Genomic DNA, 21,973 nt, shown 5'->3' with positions numbered 1-21,973 from the left:
GAACACACGCGGGATGAACGCCAGCTGCATACTGCTGATCCGGGCACAAAACACCGACCACGCCGGTAGCGTGACCGAACCATCACAGTAGCGACAGTCCATCACGGCACCCGCGCGTTTCTCGCAGCCAGCGCGTCCTACATCCCCCAACGCAACGACGGCGTATGGACCGGGCTGTCCCAGTGGCGTGCCATTTCGTCGTCCAGCACACATAATGTAATCGACGCGCCCGCCATCTCGAGTGAAGTCGTCAGCGCACCCACCTGGGCCCGGCCGACCTTCAGGTCGCGTTGCTGAAGCCATGCGTGCGTCGAATTGAAGAGCAGGTAAAGCTCGCCAAGCGGTGTTCCACCAAGGCCGTTGATCAGCACCAGCAATTCAGCTCCGGCTTGGGGCTTGAGGTCGTCGACGATCGCTTTGAGCAGCTCTCCCGCAATCGCATCGGCGCCTGCGAACTTTGCGCGGCGCCGGCCCGGTTCACCGTGAATGCCCACGCCCACTTCGATTTCGTCGTCGCCAATCTTGAACGTCAGCGTTCCCGCGGCCGGCACGGTGCAACTGCTGAACGCTACACCCATCGACGCGGTGCGCTTGTTGATCCGGTCACCGAACGCCTTGCACTGTTCAAGGTCGGCGCCGCTTTCGGCCATGCTGCCTACCAGCTTCTCAACGATCACCGCGCCGGCTACACCACGCCGTCCGGTCGTGTAGCTGGAGTTTTCCACCGCCACGTCATCGTTGATCAGCACCATCGCGTTCGGGATCTCCGACATCTCCGATGCCATTTCGAAGTTCATCAGATCACCTGAATAATTCTTCACGATGAATATCACACCCGCACCGGTATCGACAGCGTCGGCGGCGGCCATCATCTGATCCGGCGTAGGTGATGTGAAAACTTGACCGGGACAGGCTGCGTCGAGCATTCCATAGCCCACAAAACCGGAGTGCAACGGCTCATGCCCCGACCCGCCTCCCGATATCAATGCCACTTTGCCCGGTTGGAGCGTCTTGCGACGCACATACAATGGTTCGTTGTAGAGTACGACCAGGTCGCTATGCGCGGATGCAAATCCCGCCAGACTTTCAGTGAGGAAATCGTCGACGTGGTTGATGAATTTTTTCATGGCCTGGTCTCCCTTCACGCCCAGTTGCGCGCCAGATGCGCGCATACGGCGGTGATCATGATCTGACTCGAACGCGCACCAGGGTCGATATGACCGCGCGAGCGTTCGCCCAGAAACGATGCCCGCCCTTTGGTCGCGAGCATATCGCGGGTGGCGAGCATGTTCCGCTCGGCCACCTGCGGCAATTCCTCCAGCACGGTTGTTCGCAACGTAGGCGATGCGATGGTCGCGAGCTCCTTAAAGCGCGCGGCAACGGGAATCAGCACGTCCATCATTGTCTTGCTGCCTACGCCCGTCTTACCTCGCTGTCCGACCGCTTCGACGCCCGCTGCGAACATGAGCGCGGTGCCAGCTACATCCAGCGGATTGTTTGCCGATGCTTTCGCCATCCCGTTCAGCAACGAAAAGAATAGCGGCCCGGATGATCCGCCGACCGTCGACAGCACCTTGTTCGCTGCGAGTTCCAACGCGGCCCCTAATGTTTCCGCTTCGATGTCCGCACGCACTGCGAGCAAGGCCTCCATGCCGCGCAGCAGATTGAAGATGTGATCGCCATCGCCAATCTGCTGGTCGAGTACGGCGATTTCGTCCATGTGCTCTTTCAGCGCTGCATATGCGGCGTCGATACACTCCATGACCGTTTTGCCGTTCATGTCGGGATCCTCCTGCCGTCTGCACGGAAATATAAAAGGCTGCGAGCGGGCAGCGACACGCCCACCGACTGCCCGGGGCTGAAGTTGCGCTCGGCCATCGTGGTCGCCACAACCGGGGTTCCAGCGCGCTCCAGAATCAGCAGATGACGCAGCGGTGAGTATTCGAGCACGTTCAGCTCGAGTGCATCGCGTGCATGATGGGTGCCGGGTGCATCACGCGCGTCGCCCTCGTGCAGCACCACGTCTTCAGGACGAATCGCCACGGTCGCGGTGCCGGCCGGCACCGCTGCCGAATCGAACAGCGTGGGCGGCAGCAGGTTGATCGGCGGCGAGCCGAGCCGCTGCGCCGCGCTCAATGAAACCGGATTGCCGTAGACCTCGCGTGGCGTGCCGAGCTGCACCAGACGGCCGTGTTCAAGAATGCCGATGCGGTCGGCCAGGGTGGTGGCCTCCACCTGATCATGCGTGACATAGAGAATGGTCGCGCCAATCGTACGATGCAGCCGCTTCAACTCGATACGCAATTCCTCACGCAGTTTTGCATCGAGCGACGACAGCGGCTCGTCCATCAGAAACACTTTCGGCTCGCGCACGAGCGCGCGCCCGATCGCGACGCGCTGCATTTCGCCGCCCGACAGATGCGTTGCCATGTTGTCGAGCTTCGCTTCCATATGCAGCATCTGCGCGACCGCATGCACGCGCGCGCGGACCTGTTCCTCGCTGCTGCGACGACGTGGCGAACGAAGCGGAAACGCCAGATTGCCGAACACAGTCAGATGCGGATACAAAGAGTATTGCTGGAAGATAAACGCGACGTCGCGATCGGAGGGATGCATGCCGGTGGCGAGCGCTCCGTCGATCAGCACGTCGCCGGCATCGGGGCGTTCCAGTCCCGCGATCAGCCGTAGCGTAGTGGTTTTGCCCGCGCCGCTCGGTCCGAGCAGCACGACGAATTCGCCGTCTTTCACGTCGATCGACAGATCGTCCACCGCTACGATGTTGCCGAAGCGCTTCGATACATTGCGTAGCTGGACTTCAGCCATGACCGACTCCGTTGACAGAAAGCGTGGAAGCAGCGCCCGGCAGCAGGCGCTCAGTAGTGGCGTCATAAAGCAGCGTGCGTTCTTTCCGAAACGACAGACCGACGCTCGTGCCCGCGGCAACACCATCGTCTTTGCTGGCGCGCACGCGCACGACGCCGAGCGCGGTTTCAACCGCCAATACCTGGTGCGAGCCAAGGTATTCGTCGGCGATCACGTGACCGCGCAGCGGACCGTGCTCGCCGATCACGACGTGCTCCGGTCTGATTCCCAGCAACACGCGCGCGGCACCGGCGTCGCAACGCGGCACGGACACCGCCGCGCCATGCAGGCTCACCTGCTCCTGGCCCGCCATCACCGCCCCGTCGACGCGCAGGAAATTCATGGGTGGACTGCCGATGAAGTTGCCGACGAACACTGTCGCGGGGAAGTGATAAATCTCATGGGGTGAGGCCGCCTGCAGCACTTCACCCTGATTCATCACGACGATATCGTCCGCCATGGCCATCGCCTCACTCTGGTCGTGTGTGACGTACACCGTCGTGGCGGCGAGCGCGTTGTGCAGCTTGCGCAGTTCCAGACACATCAGTTCACGAAAGTCCGCATCGAGCGTGCCCAGCGGTTCGTCCATCAAGAATGCTTTCGGTTGCCGCACGATCGCGCGGCCGAGCGCCACGCGTTGCCGGTCGCCACCGGACAGGCCGCCGGTCTTGCGATCGAGAATGTTCTCGATGCGCAACATATGTGCCGCCGCATCGACCCGGGCGGCAATCTCGCTGCGCGATACGTGTTCGTTCTTTAGCGGAAACGCGATGTTATTGCGCACCGTCATATGTGGATACAGCGCAAACATTTGGAACACGAAGGCAATATCGCGTTGCCGCGCGCGCAACGCAGTGACGTCCTCACCATCGATCAGGATCTGCCCGGAAGTCGGCAGCTCCAGCCCCGCAATCATCCGCAGCGTTGTGGTCTTGCCGCAGCCTGACGGTCCGAGCAGCACGACGAAGCGTCCCGCGCCGATGGTCAGGCTGGTGTCGCGCACCGCGACAAAATCGTCGAAGCGCTTGTGGAGATGAGCGAGAACGATCGTGGACATGGTTCAGTCCGGAAAATGGCTGGTGACGACGAACGCGAGCGCGCCGACCAGAAGGACCGGAAACGACCAGGTGAAGAGCGTCAACGAAAACGGCTGCACAAGCATCGCCACACCTAAGCCGATCAGTACCGTCGACGCACCCTCGCTGTAAGTGCGACGAAACAGCCGGCGGTGCGTCGGAATGACTTCGCGGTTCATTTGCGCACGGCTCCGAAGGTGATGCCCCGCAACAGATGCTTGCGCAGCAGAACGGTGAAAAAGAGAATCGGCAGCACGAATAATGTTGTCGCTGCCGCAACGGCCGGCCAGTCCTGACCGCCTTCTCCGATGATGAACGGAATGAATGGCGGCATGGTCTGCGCATCGCCGCTTGTCAGCAGCGAAGCAAACGCGTACTCGTTCCATGCAAAGATCAGGCAGAAGATCGCTGTGGCGGCAATGCCCGTCATCGCTTGCGGCAATACCACCTTCACGAAGGCCTGCAAACGCGTGTAACCGTCCACCAGCGCAGCCTCTTCATACTCGCGCGGGATCTCGTCCATAAAACCTTTGAGCAGCCACACCGCTAGCGAGACATTCACCGCTGTGTACAGCACGATCATGCCGACATAGCTGTCGCTCAAGCCCAGAGCGCGATACATCAGGTAGATCGGAATGGCGACTGCAATGGGCGGCATCATCCGTGTGGAGAGAATGAAGAACAGCAGATCGTCGGACAGCGGCACCTTGAAACGCGAAAACGCGTATGCCGCCAGCGTGCCGAGAAATACCGCTAGAAACGTCGAACCGAATCCAATGACAAGCGAATTCATGAAGCGCGGCAAAACCTTCGAAGGTCCGGCGATCACCATGTTGCGCTTGCGTACCTCACGTTCATACCAGGTCCGCGCGGGTGGCAGGCTCGCAATAAACTCAGGTGTCTGCCGCGAGCGGATCGTCAACAGGTTCACATAGCCTTCCATGGAAGGCTGAAACAGCACGACGGGCGGATACGCTATCGCATCTTCCTGCGTTTTGAAGCTCGTCAGGAAGATCCAGACCATCGGTAACGTAGCAATCAGTGCATACGTGATAACGATCGCAGCCGCGAAGCGCCTGGCGCGCGGAGACGATGCCACCACGGAATGTTGTGTCGTAGTCGCTCTCATCGCTGTTTCATCCGGTTAAGCGCCTTCACGTAAATATTCGCCGCACCGAATACCGTCACGAACAGGATGATTGCAAGCGCGGACGAATAACCGGTCTGCCACTTTTCGAACGCGGCACGCTTGAGCGTGATCGATACCGTTTCTGTTACCGAGCCTGGGCCGCCCGATGTCAGCAGGTTCACCATATCGAACATCTTGAAGTTTTCGATGCCGCGAAACAGTACCGCCAGCATCAGGAACGGCATGGTCATGGGCAACGTGATCGACCAGAACTGACGCCACGGCGTCGCGCGGTCCACTTCCGCTGCTTCGTAGATATAGTCGGGAATTGAACGCAAGCCCGCCAGGCAGATGAGCATGACGTACGGTGTCCACATCCACGTGTCGACGATCACGATGGTCCACGGCGCGAGCGCTACGTCGCCGATCATCTGGAACGACCCCGGCGGGATGCCGGTGAAGAAGCTGACGATATCGTTGAAAAGCCCCGTCTGCGGTTGCAGCAGGAACGTCCAGAAGTTGCCCACTACCGCAGGCGACAGCATCATCGGCAGCAGAATTAGCGTGGTCCAGAAGCTATGTCCGCGGAACTGCCGGTTGATCAGCAATGCAAGGCCGAAACCCAGCAACACTTCCAACCCGACCGACCAGAATACGAAGCGCGCCGTCACCTGCATCGCGTACCAGATGTCTTCGTCGGTCAGGATGTCGACATAGTTGTCGATGCCGACAAAACGCGCCGGCACACTCGGCATGTTCGACTTGAAGTTGGTGAACGACAGTCGAAGCGCCCAGATCAACGGGAAGATGTTGATCGCGAGCAGCAGCAGAATGGTCGGAAGAATGAAGAGCCACGCGATGGCTCGATCCGACAGTCCACTTAGCCGCTTCGCGATGCGCGTTGACGCACCCGCTTCGAGACTCGCGGGAGAAAAAGGCTTATCTGCCAACATGCCTGGCTCCTTTAAGCGGACCGGAGACAGCCGGTTCAGCCGTCGCCGGTCCAGTCAAGTCCAGCTAAAAGCTAATACTTTCCTTCTTGCTTGAAGACCTTGGTCCAGTCTTTCACCAGCAGATCCAATGCATCTTTGGCCGTGCCCTTATCGGCCACCACGTAGTCGTGCACGCGCTTCTGCATGTCGAGCAACAGTTCGGCATATGCGGGCTCTGCCCAGAAGTCTTTGACGATTGCCATCGACTTCAGGAACGCGGGTGCGAACGGCGCGCTGTTCGGAAAGTCCGGTGCGTCGACCACTGATTTGGCCGCCGAATAGCCGCCCAGTTGCCACCATTTCTTCTGCACGTCAGGCTGCGCAAACCACTTGATATATTCGAGCGCGTCTTCTTTGTGGTCCGAGTAGGAGACGACCGAGATGCCTTGTCCACCCAACTGCGTGTATTGCTTCATCTCTCGCGGATTGACGAAGAAGCCGATTTTGTCGCCACCGACATTCGGGTCTTTATAAAGCCCCGGAAAGAACGCGAACCAGTTCATCTGCATCGCCACCTGACCCGACTTGAACGCGTCGAGCCCTTCCTGCATGTAGGCGTTGGTCATGCCCGGCGCCGTGCAGCATTTGTAGAGCGCTTTGTAGTATTCCAGCCCTTTCACCGCGCCTGGCGAGTTCACGAAGCCATCGAGGTGATAGGGCTTCCTGGGATCCTGATACTCAAAGCCGAAGTTGTACAGGGCGTTGGTCACGCCCATCGTGATCCCCTCGGATCCACGCTCCGTGAAGATATACACGCCATAGACCGTCTTGCCGTCGATCTTTCGACCCTGGAAGAATTGCGCAGTCTGCTTGAGTTCATCGAGCGTAGTGGGCGGCGCGAGCTCACGGTTGTATTTCTGCTTGAATTCCGCGCGCAACTCTGGACGCGCAAACCAATCCTTACGGTAGGTCCATCCGACCGCGTCAGCCATCGCGGGTAAGGCCCAATAGTTCGGCGTATTCTTCGGCCACTCCGAATATCCCACCACGGTTGCCGGCACGAAGTCGTCCATCGAGATCTTGTTCTTGGTGAAGAAGTCGTTGAGCTTGACGTAATGTCCATTGACCGCTGCGCCGCCGATCCACTGACTGTCGCCAATGATCAGGTCACACAGCTTGCCGTGCGAATTGAGTTCATTGAGGAAGCGGTCGGCATAGCTGGTCCACGGTACGAACTCGAACTTCATTTTGATGCCGGTCTTGACCGTGAAATCCTTCGACAGTTCGACCAGTGCATTGGCGGGATCCCATGCCGCCCAGCAGAGTGTCAACTGCTTGTCCTGTGCGTGCGCGCCCGTTGCAGTGCCGAGCCCCAGCGATATGAGGGTGGCCGCCACTACCCTCGCTGACGTTAGACGTACCATGTCTCTTCTCCTTGTCTTTCTCGGGTCTCCAACCTGATGACATTCAGCGCCCATGCGCCGGGCACCGCATTTCGGCTCTGGCAGATCAGAAGTCGGTCCGCGTGTCGCGAGCGTCAGGCATGCGCATTCTCACGAAGATAAATCCGGGTTTCCGGCGTGGGGATGGCAAGCGCTCCCCGGACGTCGTTAAGAAAATTAATCGCGGCGAGCCCGGCCCAATGAACAATGCCGCGCACGTCCTGATCGAGTATCACGTCGATCGCACGTTCCGACAGTTGGGCGCGGGTCTCCGCAGTGCATTCGTGGCCGATCAGGACGAGGTGAGCCTTGTCGCCGGACTCCTGCAGTGCCGCTGCAATGCCGGAAATGCCGCCGCCCGTCACATACACGCCGACCAGGTCCGCATGGCGTGCACTTAAGCCCTGCACGGCAAGACCGGCGCCGTCGTCGTCTTCAGTGAAGTCCGGTTCGGCGACCCAGCGCAGGTTGCGGAAGTCCTCCTCCAACACTTGCGAGAAGCCGGTGCGCCGTTCCACCTGATCATGCAGACGCGACGATCCCGATAGCACGGCAACAGTGCCGAGCTTCGCGCAAAGGAAGCGTCCCATCAGTAGTCCTGCCGTGCGTCCGGCAATCCGGTTGTCGACACCCACGTACGCGGCGCGCCGGCTCGCGGGTAAATCGGAGAACACTGTGACGACCGGCACGTGAGCGTCGCTCATCTCTTCGATGAGACGCTCAACCCACGGATAGTCGAGAGGTGCGAGAACGAGCGCGTCGTGGTCGATCACTTCAGCGGCGAAAGCCGCGGTCTCGCGTTGGCTGGAAAAATCGCAGCGGTAAAACGAAGGGGTGATGCGGTGCTCGCGAAAGAAGCTGGCGGACAGCGCGATATCGCGCTCGACGTGATCGAGGAAACGGGAGTTCACCTGCGGTAGCACGAACGCGACCCGGAATGAGCTGACCTTTACCGGCCGGCCGCGGCTCGCCCGCTCATCACGCAGATTCGCGAGTGCAAGATGCACGCGTTCAGCAGTTTCCGGACGCACAGCCTGATCGTCGCGCAGGACACGATCGACCGTGGCCACGCTGACGCCAGCCCGACGCGCAATCATCGTACGAGTAGCCGGCATGGGTCTCCTCCGGTGCCGAGCGAAGAATTGTTTTGTTTTAATGAAGGTAGTTTTTTCTAAAGAAAATGCAAGCTTTTTCTCCGTGAAAAAAGCGTCATTGTTTTGATGGACGGAGTGGTCCCTAAGTGCAACGGACGACGCAGCAGGCCCAGAGATCGCGAATCGCATGGAGAGTCGATGGCGTGCGGCGGCGACTAGCGCCCGAAGAGAACCCCGGCCAACTGCGTACGGTCAGCGGTGGTAGTCGATCTCCGCAGGCACCCCGACGCTTCAACGGTGGCGTGAACGAGGCATTTGAAGTCATCGCTTACCGCGTCTAAAGCAGTGACGCCACGGAGATTGGTGGTGATGTGGGGCGGCGAGCGAGTCTGAAGCAATGAAGTGCTCGCGTGCTTTTGGCCGCTCTATCGAGTACAGCACGCTGCGGATGGGGCAGACGTCACTCACCGACGAAGAGCACACCCCCGGATCACCGCAAGGAATGGCTCCACATGTGCATGAAGCGTGACGTTAGCTGGCCAGCTACAGTGACCGCTTTGCGTTCGTCTTCGCCCATTCATTGTGACGGGGTGAGTGTCGCTTGATGGCCGAACTGAGCCCGACGACGACTGGTTGAATCCGCAGTGGCGTGCTGCCGATCGCAGCTTGGCGAGGATTGAAGCAGCGCACGCCCATTGCATCAGGCGCTACCCGGCCAATTACGGCCGTTGGGTTCGTGTACCCAATGTGCGCTCGAACGTCCCTTGCTCATTGGAAAGACATTGAGCGCGAGCAAGACATGTCGTTTCTCTAGCGTGTGCGCTTGTCTGATGTAAAGACAAATTCCTGCCCGAGAACGCAGCCCGCTCGCGAAGCGAAGCTTATAGAGCTCGGCCCGGGGTGGCCTTGATGCGTCAGATAAGAGCGTTGCTGGCCGCGGCCGTGCGGCCGCGCAGCCAGTTAATGCTCGCAAAGAGCAGCACTGCAAACACGATCAGCATCGTCGCCACGGCGAGGATCGACGGGTCGATCGAGTCGCGAATGCCGCTCCACATCTGCCGCGGCACGGTTGTTTGATCCGGGCCGCCAATGAACAGAATGACGATGACTTCGTCGAACGAGGTCGCGAAAGCGAAGACGCTGCCGGTCGCGACCGCCGGCGTGATGAGCGGCAAGGTCACACGCCTGAATGTGACCCAAGGCGTCGCGCCGAGCCCGGAAGCGGCGCGCAACAGACTCTGATCGAACGAAAGCAGTGACGCCGTCACGGTGATCACGACGAATGGCGTGCCGAGCGCCGCATGCGCCAGCACCACGCCGGGATACGAGTTCACAAGGCCAAGCGGCGCGAAGATCAGATAGAAGCCCGCGGCAACGACGACGATCGGCACGATCATCGGCGAGATGATGATCGGCATGATCAGCGAGCGTAGCGGAAACTGCGTGCGCGAAATGCCCAGCGCGGCGAGCGTGCCGAGACACGTGGCGATCAGCGTCGACGCCGTGCCGATGCCGATGCTATTCAGAAGCGAGCGCCGCCAGTCCGCGCTCGTGAGTGCCTGTTCATACCAGCGCAGCGAAAAGCCCTGCAACGGGTAGGAGAAGTACGAGCCTGAATTGAACGAGAGCGGGATGATCGCGAGAATCGGCGCGATCAGGAAGAACAGTACAAGCGCCGTATGCAGCCGCACCCAGCGGCCGGCGATACGCTCCGTCAGCACCTTGTTGCGTTGATCTGGCATGTCGTTTCCTCGTCGTGTCCGCGTGTTTCAATCGAGTTTCAACCGAAGCGCAAGCGGTCGATGCCGACGATGCGGTTGAACAGGAAATAAAAGATCGCCGTGAAGATCACGAGATAGGCTGAGAGCGCACCGGCGAGGCCCCAGTTGAGTTGCGTGTTGGTCTGTATCGCGATGAGCTGGCTGATCATCTCGTCGCCTGCGCCGCCGAGCAGCGCGGGCGTGATGTAGTAGCCGAGCGCGAGCACGAACACGAGGAAGCAGCCCGCCCCCACGCCGGGCAGTGTCTGCGGCATGTAGATCCGGACGAACGCGATGAACGGGTGCGCCCCAAGCGATTGGGCGGCCCGTACGTACACGGGCGATACGCTTTTCATCACCGAATAGATCGCGAGAATCATGTAGGGCAGGAGCACATGCGTCATGCCGATGAGCACGCCCGCGCGGTTGAAGATGAGCGGCAGCGGATGGGTGGCGAGACCGAGACCCATCAGCAGGCTGTTGATGACGCCGCCCGGTTGCAGCAAAACGTACCACGCGGTTGTGCGAACGAGCACCGAAGTCCAGAACGGCACGATCACCAGGAGCATCAAGCGGTTGCTGGTTCTCGCGGGCAGGTTCGCGAGCAGCCATGCGACCGGATAGCCGAGCACAAGGCACAGCAGCGTGACCGTGGCGCTGATAGAGATCGTGCGCACGAACGCCTGCCGATAGACGGAAGCGTTGTCCGGCACGAACGCGACTGAGCCTTGCGGTGTCACGTGCGCATCGACGGCCGCGAGCAGATAGTCCGGCGTCGGCGACATGGCGGCGCGCTTCAGCAGACGCCAGGTCTCCGGCGAATTCCAGCGTTCGTCGAGTTCAACGAGCGCCGGTTTCCACGCGGGCGGCGCATCGGCGGGCAGCTGGCGCGCGGTGCGCATCAACAGGCTGCGGAACTCAGCCTGATCGAAGTTCAGCCGCCGCGCGACGGTGCCGAGTTGCCCGCTTTGCTGCGCCTCCCTGAGCCCCGCGGCGAGCAGGGCGAACATGCGCTCGTCCGGCACGCCGCGCCCGTCCCATGCATCGAGCGCGCGCGTGAGCGCGGGCATGCTGTCGGGCACCTCGTGATTTTCCACGCTGCGCGCGAGCAGGAGCGCGATCGGCGCGATGAACGTCGAAAGCAGAAACACGATCAGCGGCAGCGCAAGCAAAAGCGCCTGCACCGACGCTCGGCGGCGCGCCTTTTGAAACGACGCGCGGCCGTCGGCTCTCGTCGGAGAGCCCGAGGCCGTGGCTCGGGCCGAAGCGGGCATGTGACTAGTCAAGTTGGGCTCTCGTCGGACGATGGTGTTACTGCGTCAGCCACACCTGGAAGCGCTTATTGATCTGGTCCGCGTTGTCGGCCCAGAAGTTCGCGTTGATCTGCAAGGCGCGCTTGAAGTTCTCGGGTGCGGTCGGCAGATCGGCGAGGCGTTGCTTGTCGATAAGCGCGATGGCGTCCTTGCGCGGCGGCGCGTAGGCGATGTATTTCGACAAGTCCGCATACGCCTTCGGCTGCGAAGCGGAGACGATGAATTTCGCGGCGGCGTCGGCGTGCTTCGCGCCCGTCGGAACGGCCCACCAGTCGAAGTCGTAAACTTGCGCGTCCCAGACGGTCTTGAATGGCTTGTTGTCCTTCTTCGCGGCGTCGGAAATGCGGCCGTTGTAGGCCTGCGTCATCACGACCGCGCCGTCTGCGAGCAACTGCGGTGCCTGGGCACCCGACTCCCACCACACGATGTTCTGCTTGATCGTGTCGAGCTTTTTGAACGCGCGATCCACGCCGGCGGGCGTAGCGAGCACCTTGTAGACATCTTTCGGAGCGACGCCGTCCGCAATCAACGCCCATTCCATCGTGACCTTCGGCGACTTGCGTAAGCCGCGCTTACCGGGGAATTTCTGCAGATCGAAGAAGTCGTTGACGGTGGTCGGAGCGGTCTTCAGCTTGCTCGTGTCGTACGCATAGACCGTGGACCAGACCATGCTCGCAACCGCACAATCGCTGATCGTGCCGGGGATGAAGTCGCTCGTCTTGCCGAGCGTCTTCTTGTCGAACTTCTGCAGCAGGCCCTCGTCGCAGGCGGTGATCGCATCGTTCGTTTCGAGGTCGATCAGGTCCCACGTGGTGTTCTTCGCCTGCTCCATCGCGGAGAGCTTCGCGAGGCCGCCGTCATACGATTCGGTCGAGAAGCCGATGCCGGTGGCTTGCGTGAACGGTTCGAAATAGGCTTTCTTGGCCGCGGCTTCGTATGCACCGCCGAAGGTCACGACGGAGAGCGTCTCCGCTGCCTGGGTGGTCACGGTGGTGAAAGCGGCTGCGACGAGTACTGCGAGTGCGACGCTTTGTGTTTTGATGAGGGTGCGCATGTCAGTTGGCTCCTGCGGGTGCGGTCGTGATGATGGAAGGTGAGAGCGGTGTGGAAGCGTGGATCACGGGCGCGCTGCGCGGCGCGCTCATCGCGAGAATCTTGCAGTCGTCGTGGCGCCACGCGATCTCGATCGCGCTGCCCGGCGAAGGCAGTGCATGGCGCTGCGTATTAGGCACTTTCACGACAAAGGAATCGCGCGAACCGAGCGCGAGGTGCACGCGATGGTGATCGCCGCAATACACCAGTTCCTGGACGTGTGCGCGCACCACGTTGCTGTGTTCGTCGACGGACGCGCCTTCGGCGCTCGGGATATGCGCGCGTTCGGGGCGCAGCGCGAGCATTGCTTCGTCGCCCACGCGCAGGCCGGGTTCGCAGCGGCCACGAATGACGCTGCCATCCGAGAGCGCAAGCGTCGCCCACTCCTCGCCGGCAGTGACAACGCGCCCGGTCAAACCGTTATTCTCGCCGACGAAGTTCGCGACGAAGGCGTTCTGCGCGTTCTCGTAGAGTTCGCTGGGCGTGGCGGCTTGCTGAATACGGCCATCGGAGAACACGGCGACGCGGTCCGACATCGTCAGCGCTTCGGCCTGATCGTGCGTCACGTAAACGATCGTGAGCGACAGCTCGCGATGCAGGCGCATGATTTCGTATTGCATGGTTTCGCGCAGGCGCTTGTCGAGCGCGCCGAGCGGCTCGTCCATCAGCACGACGCTCGGCTCGAACACGAGCGCGCGCGCGAGCGCCACGCGCTGCTGCTGTCCGCCGGAGAGCTGCGCGGGACGCCGGTTTGCCAGATGCGGCAGTTCGATCATCTCGAGCGCACGCTTCACGCGCGTCTTCTGCTCAGCGCGGCTCACGCGCCGCACGGACAGCGGAAACGCGACGTTCTCCGCAATCGTCAGATGCGGAAAGAGCGCGTAGTTCTGAAACACCATGCCGATGTCGCGCTGATGCGGCGGCTTGTCGTCGAGCCGCTGTCCGTCGAGGCGTATCTCGCCGCGCGTGGGCGATTCGAATCCCGCGAGCATCATGAGCGTCGTCGTCTTGCCCGAGCCGGACGGACCCAGCAGCGACAGGAATTCTCCCTTGCGCACGTCGAGGTTCAAGTCATCGACGACGTATTGGGCGCCGTCGTACGATTTGCTCACGCCCGAGAACGAAATGAAGGAAGGGTTTGACATCGTGATCGCGTCCTGTCGATGATGCGTCGTAATCAATGCGCGCCGAGCTGCGTTGCGGCGATTTTGCTAGCGACATAGCGGGCGAAGTCATAATTGGGGCGTTCGAGAGGGCTCAAGTGACCGGGCTTCGCGAGCGGCGCGTGCACGCCGCGAAACACGGCTTGCACGCCGCGTTTGTCTTCCGCGTTGACTTCGTCAAGCAGCTTCTTCAACGTCGTCATATGCGCATTGGCCTCGGGATCGGCGATGAACTCCGGTGCAAGCCCGCCGCCGAAGCGGATATGCACGCGCTCCACGCCTTGAGGCTGCAGCACGAGATACCAGAAGTAACCCGGCGTAAGTGTGACGAGATGCGTCGGGTAGATCGCGAGCAGCGCCGTGGTCTTGCGCCAATGTCCCGTGAGGCGCGTGTTGTCCGGATGCGCGTTGCCGATGGGCAAGGACGCTTCCTTCGTGATCCAGTGATAGTTGAAGGCGGGATAGCCGGGCGGGCATTCCATCTCCTCGAGCCGTGAATGCGGTCCTACCGTCGCGCGATGCAGCATGGGCAGGTGGTAGCTTTCCATGAAGTTTTCCGCGAGGATCTTCCAGTTCGTGTCCCACACGTGCTCTTCATAGAAAGTTTCGATGTAGTCCGACATGCCGTATGCGCCGATGAGCTCGCTCAGTTCGGCGAGCTGCGTGTGAACGGGCGGCGGGTTTTCGTCGAGTGTCACATAGATCCAGCCTTGCCATTCTTCGCAGCGCACGGCGGGCAGCTTGTAGCTTTCCTTGCAGAAGCCCTCTTGCCGATCCATGAGCGGCGCGCCTTGCAGCGTGCCGTCCAGCGAATAGTTCCACGCGTGATAAGGGCAGACGATGCGACGCACGTTGCCGCGTCCTTCGAGCAGAACCGACATGCGATGCAGGCACACGTTCGACATCGCCTTGAGTTGCATCTGTTCGTCGCGCAATACGACGATCGGTTGCGCTCCGATCCGCGCCGTTACGTAATCGCCGGGCACTTTGAGCGCACTGGCCCGGCCGACGCATTGCCATTCACGCTCGAAGATAGCGCGCTCTTCCAGTGCGAGGAATTCGGGCGACGTATAGACGCCGGGCGGCATCGCATGCGCGTCGCCGAATGGCCGTTCGCAACCCGTCTGCAGTTCGTCGACAAGTGCTTGCACTGCGATCGTCCTTACCGGGTTGGCCATGGTGTCCCCTTGATTCGTCACGGTGAGAGCGCGGCGACGCAAGGCTTTGCGGCGCGGCGTTCAACATGGCATCAATCTATCAAGCCAAATTGCAAGCCAAAATATTGTTTTCAGATACAAAGTAAAGCTTTTGCCTATGCAGCGTGCGCGGGCTTAAAGCAGACGATCGCGCTTTCCTGATCATGCGTCGATATGCAGCCGCCGGATATAGGTCTCGCAGAACGTCGCGAAGCGATGCACGACCTGGCGCGGCTTCATTGTGCGCGATTGCGCGATGCCGAGTGTCGTTGCGTTAACGTTGTCTTTGAAGCGTTTAATAACGAACTCTTCCCCATCCACGGTGCGATTCGATTTGAGCGGAAAGTTCAGGAGGCTATAGCCGAGGCCGTTGGCCACCATGCCGCGCACGACCTCCGGCTGCGACGAACGGAATGCGGGCACGGGACGGCTGCCCACCGCATCGAAGAGTGCGGCGAAATACTCGCGGCTGTGCGGCAGGTCCAGCATCACATACGGCTCTGGCAGGAGGTCCGCGAGCGATATCTTGCGCGCACGTGCCAGACGATGCGTCCGCGGCAGGATCGCATAAGGCGGCAGCGAGAGCAGCGGCGTGAAGGCGATGTCCTCCGTCAAGTCGAGGCTGTAGGTGAGGGCAATGTCGAGCGAGCCGTCGTGCAGGCCGCGCAGCAGGCCATCCTGATGCGCCTCGACAGTGCGAAACGAGATGCCCGCGTTCTCGCCCGTGAATCGGCTGATCAGCCTTGGCATGAGCGGCGGCGCGAGCGAGACGAGGCAGCCGAGCGCGATGGCCCCCGTCACGCCGCCGTCCATTTCCTTCGCAGTGGTCTGCAATTCCTCCGCGAACTTCAGAAGATTGCGCGCCTGGCCGAGCAGATCGCGACCGGCTTGCGTAAGCGAGAGACCGCTCGCGTGATGTCGTATGAAGAGTTGCACGCCGAACGACACCTCGAGATCGGCGAGCGCCGTCGAGATCGACGGCTGTGAGATGTGCAGACGCTTCGCGGCGGCGGTGAAGGACAGTGCTTCCGCAGTGACCACGAAGTAACGCAACTGGCGCAACGAGTAGCGTAACGGTTGACTCTCCATCGACGACGCTCCGTGTTCAAGGCCTTCAATGGGCGGCATTGTGAAGCGGTCAAAAAGGCTTGCATAGGTAAATCCGATGCCATGCATTTTTTAAATATATTTTTCAAATTCTCAAGGGGCGCGTAGATTTTCACGCAGACGAACGGACCAGACGGCGACGCGCTGTCGGAAAACACTACCGGGTCCGCAACGATCGCGAGCGCTCAAAGGCTGCGACGGCCCGATCGAATCGAAACATTCCGCCTTTTCAGAAGGACACAGCCATGACACTGGAAACAACGTCAATCGACACGCTCGTAGTCGGCGCCGGTCAGGCCGGCGTCGCCATGAGCGAACATTTGAGCAAGCTTGGCGTGCCGCATCTCGTGCTGGAACGCGCACGTATCGCCGAGCGCTGGCGCACGGGACGCTGGGATTCGCTGGTTGCCAATGGCCCCGCGTGGCACGATCGTTTCCCCAATCTGGAGTTCGCGGACTTCGACCCCGATGCATTCGCTTCGAAGGAGCAAGTCGCGGACTATTTCGTCGCTTATGCGAAGAAGTTTGAAGCGCCGATCCGCACCGGCGTGGAAGTGAAGAAGGTCGTGCGCAATGCGGGGCGGCAGGGCTTCACGATCGAAACATCGGAGGGCACGATCGAGGCCAATCGCGTGGTGGTCGCAACCGGGCCCTTTCAGCGTCCCGTCATTCCGCCAATCGCGCCGCAAGTTTCGAGCCTTGCGCAGATTCACTCCGCCGACTATCGCAATCCCGCTCAATTGCCCGAAGGGGGCGTGCTTGTGGTGGGCGCGGGATCGTCGGGCGTGCAAATCGCGGACGAGTTGCAACGTGCGGGCAAACGCGTCTACCTGTCGGTGGGAGCGCACGATCGTCCGCCGCGCGCCTATCGCGGCCGCGACTTCTGCTGGTGGCTCGGCGTGCTCGGCGAATGGGATGCGGAGGTCATGAAGCCCGGCAGGGAGCACGTCACCATTGCGGTAAGCGGCTCGCGTGGCGGCCATACGGTGGATTTCCGGCGTCTCGCGAATCAGGGCATCACGCTCGTGGGTTTGACGAAATCGTTCGATGACGGCGTGGTGACCTTCGAAGCGGATCTCGCGGCGAACATCGCTCGCGGCGACGAGAACTATCTGTCGCTGCTGGACGCGGCCGACGCGTACGCCGAGCGCAACGGCCTCGATCTTCCCGAAGAGCCCGAAGCCCGCATCATTCCCGCAGATCCGGAGTGCGTGACGCAGCCGTTGCACGATCTCGATCTGGAGAAAGCCGGCGTGACCTCGATTGTCTGGGCGACCGGGTATGCGGTCGATTTCGGCTGGCTGCACGTCAACGCCTTCGATGAAAAAGGTAAGCCGAAACATCAACGCGGCGTATCGAAGGAGCCGGGCATCTATTTTCTCGGTCTGCCCTGGCTATCGCGCCGTGGCTCAGCATTCATCTGGGGCGTGTGGCACGACGCGAAGCACATCGCCGACCACATCGTCACGCAGCGTAAATACCTGGCTTATTACGATGGCGCGCAACATCCGGCACAGAGTCATCGCGCGAACAGCATTGAAAGCGTTGAAAACACATCCCCCGATTCACGCGTCCACAAAGTCAGCGAGATGGGCGTGAATTGATGCGTACGCCTTTCTAATCCACGATCCATTTCTTCCTAACGTTAAGGTGCATTGATGAGCCAACCTACGCATACCCGTATCCGCATGTTCAATACGAAGGATACATATCCGAACCAGACGCTCGACAACGATCTTTGTCAGGCCGTGCGCGCCGGCAACACGGTCTATGTGCGCGGTCAGGTGGGCACGGATTTCGAAGGCCGCCTGGTCGGCATCGGCGATCCGCGTGCCCAGGCCGAGCAGGCGATGAAGAACGTCAAGCAATTGCTGGAAGAAGCGGGCAGCGACCTGTCGCACATCGTCAAGACCACGACGTTCCTGACTGACATCCGCTACCGCGAGCCGGTCTATCAGGAAGTCGGCAAGTGGTTGAAGGGCGTGTTTCCTATTTCGACCGGCCTGGTCGTTGTCGCGTTGGGTCAGCCGCAGTGGTTGATGGAGATAGACGTTGTCGCGGTCATTCCGGATGGATGGACCCCGCCGAAGGCCTGAGGAGCGAGATATGACGTTCTCTATCGTAGGACGTTGCCCGGAATCCGGGCAGCTTGGAATCGCGATCAGTTCGTCCAGCATCGCGGTAGGCGCTCGATGCCCATGGTTGCGCGCCGGCGTGGGCGCGGTGGCGACGCAGAACGTCACCCTGCCCGCGCTCGGCCCGCAGATTCTCGATCTGCTGGAAAACGGGCAACTCGACCCCGCCGTCGCATTGGACCGTGTGCTCGGCGCGAGCGAGTGGAGCGAGTACCGCCAGGTGACGGTGGTCGATGTCCAGGGGCGCACGGCGTTCTTCAGCGGCAAGGAAGCACTCGGCACGTATCACGCTGTCGCCGGCAAGCAGTGCGTAGCCGCAGGCAACATGCTGGCCGGCATCGAAGTGATCGAGGCCATGCTTCCGGCGTTCGAGCAGGCATCCGGCACGCTTGCCGATCGCCTGCTCGCGGCTATGCATGCCGCGATGGCTGCCGGCGGCGAAGCGGGGCCCGTGCATTCGGCGGCGCTCAAGATTGTGGGCGACGTGAGCTGGCCGATTGTCGATTTGCGGGTCGATTGGGTTGATGACGACCCCATCGACCAGCTCGACGGTCTATGGCAGGCGTATCGCCCGCAGATGCAGGACTACCTGACCCGGGCGTTGAATCCGACCGCCGCGCCCAGCTACGGAGTGCCCGGCAATGAATGACAGTTCCAGCCGTGCGCTGCTCGAGCGGCTGATCGGCTTCGCCACGGTCAGCCGGGACTCCAATCTGGACATGATCGAATTCATTCGGCTTTACCTGGAGGGACTCGGCGTCGCGAGCGAGTTGTTCTATAACGCTGAGCGCACCAAGGCGAATCTGTTCGCGACCATTGGTCCGCGTGAGCACGGCGGCATCGTGCTGTCCGGCCACACCGACGTCGTGCCCGTCGATGGTCAGGCGTGGACCGTCGATCCATTCCGTCTCACCGAACGCAACGGGCGGCTGTATGGCCGCGGCACGGCCGACATGAAGGGCTTTATCGCTTCGGCGCTGGCGGCGGTGCCCGGGTTTCTCGAACGCGAGCTGACGCAGCCGGTGCATCTCGCTTTTTCGTACGACGAGGAAGTCGGCTGCCTCGGCGTGCGGCCGATGCTGGCGGAACTGGAGCGGCGTGCGCACAAGCCGGCCCTGTGCCTGATCGGCGAGCCGACCGAGCTTAAGCCGGTGCTGGGTCACAAGGGCAAGCTGGCGATGCGCTGTCGGGTGAAAGGCGCGCCTTGCCATTCGGCCTATGCGCCGTATGGCGTCAACGCCATTCAATACGCGGCGCGGATGATCGGCCGCCTGGAAGAGATCGGCGAGCAGTTGGCGCAGCCCGAGCATCACGATGAGCGATTCGATCCGCCGTTCTCGACCGTGCAGACGGGCGTGATCAAAGGCGGCCGCGCGCTCAACATCGTGCCGGCCGAATGCGAATTCGACTTCGAAGTGCGCGCGCTGCCTGGCTTCGACGCAAACCAGGTAGCCGACGAGTTGCTGACCTACGCCGAGGCTGAGCTGCTGCCGAAAATGCGCGCAGCGCAGTCCGACACCGACATCCGCCTTCAGCCGCTCTCCACCTATCCGGGATTGGCCACCTCGCCCGATAGCGAAGCGGCGTGTCTTTTGGCGCTGCTGAGCGGTTCCATTGAGTTCGGCACGGTCGCATTCGGCACCGAGGGCGGGCTTTTCGATCAGGCGGGCATTCCAACGGTGGTCTGCGGACCCGGCAGCATGGACCAAGGGCATAAGCCGGACGAATTCGTCACCCTCGAGCAATTGCACCAGTGCGATGCGATGCTGGCTCGCCTGGGAGATTACATTTCGGCCACGTCGTGAGACCTATATAGCGAGGCCACTGTCTCGCGCCAAAGTTGGCTGATCTGCAAGACCACGCAACTCAAATACTTTCGAATGCCAGGCATGGCGATTCGGTGGACCGAACACGCCTGATCACATATGGGACCGGAGTATGGCGCTGAAGCGCTAACTTCCGCCGACATAGGAGACGAACTTGAATACTTCCGAACGCGACGCCTCGGCGTTGATCGAGAAACACACCATCGGTTATGTGCCGCCCGAGGATCGCCATGGCACGGTGCGCGATCTGTTCACGCTATGGTTCGGCGGCAACATCGCTCCATTGCCCATCGTCACGGGTGCGCTCGGCGTGCAGATCTTCCACCTGAACTTGCTCTGGGGCATCCTCGCGATCATCGTCGGTCAAGCCGTCGGCGGCGTGCTGATGGCGTTGCATTCGGCGCAGGGCCCCCAGATGGGCGTCCCGCAGATGATTCAGAGCCGCGCGCAGTTCGGTTCATGGGGTGCGCTGCTCGTCACCGTAATCGCAGGCGTAATGTACGTGGGCTTCTTCGCGTCCAATATCGTGCTTGCCGGCAAGTCTCTTCATGGCATCGAACATGGCATCCCGGTTCCTGTCGGCATCGTGATCGGCGCGATGGGATCAGGGCTGATCGGGATTGTCGGTTACCGGCTCATTCATATTCTGAACCGCATCGGAACCTGGGTGCTCGGAATCGGCATTCTCATCGGTTTCGGCTATATCCTCACGCATATCTCCACGGACGATTTCCTGACGCGCGGCGGGTTCAACTTCGCCGGCTGGCTCGCGACCGTTTCGCTGTCGGCGCTCTGGCAAATTGCTTTCGCCCATACGTTTCCGACTATTCGCGCTATCTGCCGGAGAACGTGCGCGTCGCATCGACGTTCTGGGCGACCTACCTCGGCTGCACGATCGGCTCGACGCTCGCGTTCGTCTTCGGCGCGGTAGCCGTGCTCGCGGTGCCGCCCGGCGCCGACGCGATGGACGCCGTCAAGCAGGCCACCGGACCGCTCGGGCTGCCGATGCTCGTCCTCTTCCTGCTGAGCGTGATCAGCCATAACGCGCTGAATCTTTACGGCGCGGTGCTCGCGGCCATCACGTCGCTGCAGACATTCGCCTATCGCTGGATTCCCACGGCGAAGGCGCGTGCCGTGCTGTCGACTGCGATTCTTCTCGCATCCTGCTACGGAGCGATCGGCGCTTCGACGAATTTCGTCGGCAATCTGATCGATCTCGTGCTCGCGCTGCTGGTCGTGCTTGTGCCGTGGACCGCGATCAACCTGATCGACTTCTATGTGATCCACAAGGGGAAATACGACATCCAGTCGATTTTCCAGGTGGACGGCGGCATCTACGGCCGCTTCAATCCACAGGCGCTGATTGCCTATGGGATCGGCATCGTCGTGCAGATTCCGTTCATGAGCACGCCGATGTATACGGGTCCCGTGCCGAAGTATCTCGACGGCGCGGATCTCTCATGGGTCATCGGGTTACTTCTGACATCGCCGCTGTATTACTGGCTCGCGTCGCGGGACACCGACTATCGGCGCAGACAATCAGGTGCCAGTGTCACACGCCGCCCGGCGAGGTCGCGAATCGAAAGTTCGGACGCGACGATTTAATTGCGTTTCTGGCCCAGCGCCCCGCTGGTCGCGTCGCCCTCGAGGCGTGCGGAAGTGCTCACGGGTGGGCGCGTAAGATCCGCGCGCTCGGGCACGAGGCGGTGCTATTACACGCTCAATTCATTCGACCTTTCGTGCAAACGAACCAGACCGACGCGGCGGACGCCCGGGCAATCTGGACCGCCGTGCAGCAACCCGGTATGCGCTGATACATGGGGCGCGCTCTGTTCTGTGTCACAGC

General features: G+C 61.2%; 19 protein-coding genes and 2 pseudogenes. 6 read left to right on the top strand and 15 right to left on the bottom strand.

The features are described 5' to 3' along the window. Nucleotides 1–137: 137 nt before the first annotated feature. The 15 genes from dhaK to ACZ9H4_RS01615 all read right to left on the bottom strand — a co-directional run bounded on the left by dhaK (nt 138) and on the right by ACZ9H4_RS01615 (nt 16,148). Nucleotides 138–1,127: a dihydroxyacetone kinase subunit DhaK gene (gene dhaK, locus ACZ9H4_RS01685; protein WP_408323812.1), complete on the bottom strand. Its 990-nt coding sequence runs from the start codon at nt 1,125–1,127 to the stop codon at nt 138–140. A 14-nt stretch (nt 1,128–1,141) separates the two neighbouring features. Next, nucleotides 1,142–1,780 (bottom strand): dihydroxyacetone kinase subunit DhaL, encoded by a 639-nt coding sequence (dhaL, locus tag ACZ9H4_RS01680; RefSeq protein WP_408323814.1) that lies wholly within the window; start codon nt 1,778–1,780, stop codon nt 1,142–1,144. Then, the gene (locus tag ACZ9H4_RS01675; RefSeq protein WP_408139240.1) at nt 1,777–2,823 is read right to left on the bottom strand and encodes an ABC transporter ATP-binding protein; all 1,047 of its coding nucleotides are present in this window, start codon (nt 2,821–2,823) and stop codon (nt 1,777–1,779) included. The genes dhaL and ACZ9H4_RS01675 overlap by 4 nt, the downstream gene beginning before the upstream one ends. Continuing rightward, nucleotides 2,816–3,919, bottom strand: a complete 1,104-nt coding sequence (locus ACZ9H4_RS01670; RefSeq protein ID WP_408151920.1) for an ABC transporter ATP-binding protein — start codon at nt 3,917–3,919, stop codon at nt 2,816–2,818. The genes ACZ9H4_RS01675 and ACZ9H4_RS01670 overlap by 8 nt, the downstream gene beginning before the upstream one ends. A gap of 3 nt (nt 3,920–3,922) precedes the next feature. Further along, complete coding sequence (locus tag ACZ9H4_RS01665; RefSeq protein WP_408139236.1) at nt 3,923–4,117, bottom strand: hypothetical protein; 195 nt, start codon at nt 4,115–4,117, stop codon at nt 3,923–3,925. Beyond that, nucleotides 4,114–5,067, bottom strand: coding sequence for a carbohydrate ABC transporter permease (locus ACZ9H4_RS01660; RefSeq protein WP_408139234.1), 954 nt, complete (start codon nt 5,065–5,067; stop codon nt 4,114–4,116). Before ACZ9H4_RS01660 ends, ACZ9H4_RS01665 begins: the two co-directional genes overlap by 4 nt. After that, a complete protein-coding gene (locus ACZ9H4_RS01655) occupies nt 5,064–6,020 on the bottom strand; it encodes a carbohydrate ABC transporter permease (protein ID WP_408139233.1) in 957 nt (318 codons plus the stop codon). The genes ACZ9H4_RS01660 and ACZ9H4_RS01655 overlap by 4 nt, the downstream gene beginning before the upstream one ends. A gap of 71 nt (nt 6,021–6,091) precedes the next feature. Then, on the bottom strand, nt 6,092–7,423 hold the full coding sequence (locus tag ACZ9H4_RS01650) for an ABC transporter substrate-binding protein (RefSeq protein ID WP_408139232.1): 1,332 nt from the start codon (nt 7,421–7,423) through the stop codon (nt 6,092–6,094). 113 nt (nt 7,424–7,536) lie between these two features. Next, nucleotides 7,537–8,556: a LacI family DNA-binding transcriptional regulator gene (locus ACZ9H4_RS01645; protein WP_408139558.1), complete on the bottom strand. Its 1,020-nt coding sequence runs from the start codon at nt 8,554–8,556 to the stop codon at nt 7,537–7,539. An 893-nt stretch (nt 8,557–9,449) separates the two neighbouring features. Then, complete coding sequence (locus ACZ9H4_RS01640; RefSeq protein WP_408139230.1) at nt 9,450–10,277, bottom strand: ABC transporter permease; 828 nt, start codon at nt 10,275–10,277, stop codon at nt 9,450–9,452. A 38-nt stretch (nt 10,278–10,315) separates the two neighbouring features. Next, nucleotides 10,316–11,569 carry an ABC transporter permease gene (locus ACZ9H4_RS01635; RefSeq protein ID WP_476118090.1) on the bottom strand — a complete coding sequence of 418 codons (1,254 nt, stop codon included), beginning with the start codon at nt 11,567–11,569 and terminating at the stop codon, nt 10,316–10,318. 37 nt (nt 11,570–11,606) lie between these two features. Then, on the bottom strand, nt 11,607–12,662 hold the full coding sequence (locus ACZ9H4_RS01630; protein WP_408151924.1) for an ABC transporter substrate-binding protein: 1,056 nt from the start codon (nt 12,660–12,662) through the stop codon (nt 11,607–11,609). Nucleotide 12,663: 1 nt separating this feature from the next. Further along, a complete protein-coding gene (locus ACZ9H4_RS01625; RefSeq protein ID WP_476118089.1) occupies nt 12,664–13,845 on the bottom strand; it encodes an ABC transporter ATP-binding protein in 1,182 nt (393 codons plus the stop codon). Nucleotides 13,846–13,877: 32 nt separating this feature from the next. After that, a complete protein-coding gene (locus tag ACZ9H4_RS01620) occupies nt 13,878–15,041 on the bottom strand; it encodes an SRPBCC family protein (RefSeq protein ID WP_408151926.1) in 1,164 nt (387 codons plus the stop codon). A gap of 180 nt (nt 15,042–15,221) precedes the next feature. Continuing rightward, entirely contained in the window at nt 15,222–16,148 is a 927-nt protein-coding gene (locus ACZ9H4_RS01615) for a LysR family transcriptional regulator (protein ID WP_408139223.1), read from the bottom strand. Nucleotides 16,149–16,411: 263 nt separating this feature from the next. Between ACZ9H4_RS01615 and ACZ9H4_RS01610 the strand changes: the two genes are divergently transcribed. The 6 genes and pseudogenes from ACZ9H4_RS01610 to ACZ9H4_RS01585 all read left to right on the top strand — a co-directional run. After that, nucleotides 16,412–17,770, top strand: a complete 1,359-nt coding sequence (locus tag ACZ9H4_RS01610; protein WP_476118088.1) for a flavin-containing monooxygenase — start codon at nt 16,412–16,414, stop codon at nt 17,768–17,770. A 54-nt stretch (nt 17,771–17,824) separates the two neighbouring features. Beyond that, a complete protein-coding gene (locus tag ACZ9H4_RS01605) occupies nt 17,825–18,262 on the top strand; it encodes a RidA family protein (RefSeq protein ID WP_408139219.1) in 438 nt (145 codons plus the stop codon). 10 nt (nt 18,263–18,272) lie between these two features. Beyond that, entirely contained in the window at nt 18,273–18,950 is a 678-nt protein-coding gene (locus tag ACZ9H4_RS01600) for a DUF1028 domain-containing protein (RefSeq protein WP_408139218.1), read from the top strand. Further along, on the top strand, nt 18,943–20,106 hold the full coding sequence (argE, locus tag ACZ9H4_RS01595) for an acetylornithine deacetylase (protein WP_476118087.1): 1,164 nt from the start codon (nt 18,943–18,945) through the stop codon (nt 20,104–20,106). The genes ACZ9H4_RS01600 and argE overlap by 8 nt, the downstream gene beginning before the upstream one ends. Before the next feature lie 175 nt (nt 20,107–20,281). Further along, nucleotides 20,282–21,732: pseudogene (locus ACZ9H4_RS01590) on the top strand (purine-cytosine permease family protein). Then, nucleotides 21,687–21,938, top strand: a pseudogene (locus ACZ9H4_RS01585) (IS110 family transposase); the annotation flags it as partial. The pseudogenes ACZ9H4_RS01590 and ACZ9H4_RS01585, both read left to right, overlap by 46 nt. Between the last annotated feature and the right edge of the window lie 35 nt (nt 21,939–21,973).

It is taken from the genome of Paraburkholderia sp. TE9906 (assembly GCF_056279605.1).
The sequence above is the reverse complement of the archived record's forward strand: the minus strand, read 5'-3'. Positions and strand labels throughout refer to the sequence as shown.